2 protein-coding genes are annotated in these 2,964 nt (G+C 73.1%); both read left to right on the top strand.

The window, feature by feature from the left end; translation table 11 throughout:
* On the top strand, nt 1-1,174 hold a 1,174-nt coding region (locus GT042_RS15840; RefSeq protein ID WP_161309358.1), incomplete at its 5' end, for an alpha/beta fold hydrolase.
* A partial coding sequence (locus tag GT042_RS15835; protein ID WP_161309357.1) for a non-ribosomal peptide synthetase occupies nt 1,174-2,964 on the top strand: 1,791 nt, incomplete at its 3' end. The genes GT042_RS15840 and GT042_RS15835, both read left to right, overlap by 1 nt.

Raw genomic sequence — 2,964 nt, 5'->3', positions numbered from 1 at the left:
GGACTACATGATCCCCGCGCTCTTCGCGGAACTCCCCTCCCTGCCGCTGAACCGCAACGGCAAGCTCGACCGGGAGGCGCTGCTGCGGGTGGCGCGGTCCGACGCCCCCGTACAGGTCAACCAGGCCAGTCCCCGCGACCACATCGAGCTGACGCTCTATCGGATATGGCAGGACATCCTCCTGCACGCCGACATCGGCGTGCACGACAGCTTCTTCGACATCGGCGGCACCTCCCTGTCGGCCATCAAGCTGGCGCACGCCATCCGTGAGGCCTTCGGCGAGATGCTGCCGATCCGCGACATCATGCTCCATCCGACGGTCGAGGCGCTGGGCGGACGGCTGCGGCAGGGGGCGTCGGGCCGGCCGCCGAGCACGCCGAGCACGCCGGGCAATCTGATCGAGTTCCGGGAGGGGGACGGACGCCGCCGGGTGGTGTGCGTCCATCCGGCCGGCGGCACCGCCTTCTGCTACCTGTCGCTCGCCAAGGCCCTGCCGGACGGCTACGGCGTCTACGGTATCCAGTCGCCCGGGGTGAATCCCGGCGAGACGTTCCTCCCGACGGTCGAGGCCATGGCCGAGTCGTATCTGGCGCTGGTCGAGCCGCTGCTCGACGGTCCGCTCGTTCTCAGCGGGCTGTCGTACGGCGGTCTGGTCGCCCATGAGATGGCGCGCCGCCTGGCCGCGTCGGGCAGGACGGACGTGAGTGTGGTGCTGCTCGACACCCAGGCCACCGACGATCCCGCCGACCGGGCCGCGCTGGGGCCGGTGGAGATCGACGAATTCCGCGACAAACTTGTCAAGTTCAACGGGATGTATCCCGGGATCGAGGACGAGCAGATAGAGCAGTACTTCCGCGTCTACAACCACAACCGGATGACCGCGCGCACGCACGTCCCGGCGCCGTCCGAGGCGAGGCTCGTCCTGGTGCAGGCCGTCGAGGGCGGGACCGACACGCCACTCACAGACGCCGTGCGCGCGTTCTGGGAGCGCCGGGGGCTCGGGGGCTTCCGCGTCGAACCGGTCGACTGTGACCACTGGGAGATGCTGGAGAGCGCCGGGGTGCTGCGGGTGGCCGCCGTGATCGAGGACGAGCTGGCCCGGTTCCCGGCGCCTCCACCGCCTGCCGCGCGGCAGGGTGAGCCGTCACTGGTCCGCCCGGCGCGGGAGGCGTGATGGACCACAACACCGGCTCCGCCGAACGGCTTTCGGCCACCACCGAACCCCGGGGCCTCGCCCGGTCCGTCCTCGCGCGGGCGCGCCGCACCCCGGCGGCGACCGCCGTCGTGGACGGTGACCAGGTGCTCGACTACGCGGCCCTCGACGCGGCGAGCGCGGCCGTCGCCGCCGCCCTGCGTGACCGGGGTGTACGGCCCCGGCAGGCGGTGGCGGTGTGCCTGCCGCGCTCGTGGCAGCTGGTGTGCGTCATGCTCGGCATCCTGCGGGTGGGCGCGGTGGTCGTGCCGCTCGACGTCCAGAGCCCGCCCGGGCGGCGGCGGCACATCCTGGAGGACTCGGCGAGCACCGTGCTGGTGCACGGCGGGAGCGCTCCCGCCGAACTGCCTTCCTTCATCACGCCGTTGGCGGCGGGCGAGCTGCTGCGGGAAGGCCCGGCCACCGGCGGCGAACCCGCCGCCCCGGCCGACGCGCCGGTCTCGTTCCTCTTCTACACGTCGGGAACGACGGGCCGGCCCAAGGGCGTCGAGGTGCGGGACGCCGGCATCCTGCGCCTCGCACGTCCCGGCTACCTCGCCCTGGACGAGGGGGCGCGCTACTCCTGCCTGTCCAACCCCGCCTTCGACGCGCTGAGTTTCGAGGTGTGGGTGCCGCTGCTGACCGGCGGCTGCTGCGTGATCCTCGACGACGAGACCGTACAGACCCCTCATCGGCTGGCCGAGGCGCTGCTGCGCGAGCGCGTCGACACCGTGTGGGTGACGGTGGCCCTGTTCAACGCCGTGGTCGGCGAGGAGCCCGCGTGCTTCGCCGGGGCCCGGCAGGTGCTGGTGGGCGGTGAGCAGCTCAACGCCCGGCTGATCACCCGCTGGTACCGGCACAACGCGTCCTCCTCGACGCGGCTCCACAACGTCTACGGCCCCACCGAGACCACCACGTTCGCCCTCTGCCACCCCGTCCCGCGCGCCTTCGACGGGGACGTCGTGCCGATCGGGCGGCCCCTGCCGGACACCGGCGCGGTGCTGGTGGCCGACGGGTCGCGGGCCGCCGCGCCGGGTGAGGTGGCGGAGCTGTACCTGTCCGGGGACGGTCTGGCGGCGGGTTACCGCAACCTGCCGGACGAGACCGAACGCCGCTTCGTCCATCTGCCCTGGCTCGACGGCGGACAGGTCCGCCACTACCGCACCGGCGACCTCGTACGGCAGGACGGCTCGGGGCTCGTGGTGTACGTCGGTCGCGCCGACCGGCAGGTCAAGGTGCGGGGCTTCCGCATCGAGCCGGGCGAGCTGGAGCGGCACCTCGTGGCCCACCGGGCGGTGCGGCAGGCCTACGTCTGCACCCGACGGGACGCGGAGCTGGGGACGAACGAGCTGCTGGCGTACGTGGTGCCCGGGGCGGAGCTGTCGTACGAGGACGTCGACCGGCATCTGGCGGCGGGACTGCCGCCGTACATGCGGCCCCACCGGATCCACCGGGTCGAGGCGCTGCCGCTGAACGCCAACGGCAAGGTGGACCAGGGCGCGTTGCTGGCGCGCGACGACGAACCGTGGCGGCCGACCGCCACCGCCGGAGCTTCGGCGACCGCGTGGGAGCGGGAGGTCCTGGACCTCGCCGGCCGGATCCTCGGCGTGCCGGAACTGCGCCCCGACGACCGGTGGATACCCCACGGGGGCGACTCGCTCAAGGCCCTGCGGCTGCGCTTCGAGGTCCGCCGCCTCTGGGGCCGGGAGCTGGCGGCGTCCGTGGTGCTCAGGTCGACGTTCGCGGAGCTGGCGGCGGCGATCGCCCCGGGC

The organism is Streptomyces sp. SID3212 (assembly GCF_009865405.1).
Lineage (GTDB): Bacteria > Actinomycetota > Actinomycetes > Streptomycetales > Streptomycetaceae > Streptomyces.
The sequence above is the reverse complement of the archived record's forward strand: the minus strand, read 5'-3'. Positions and strand labels throughout refer to the sequence as shown.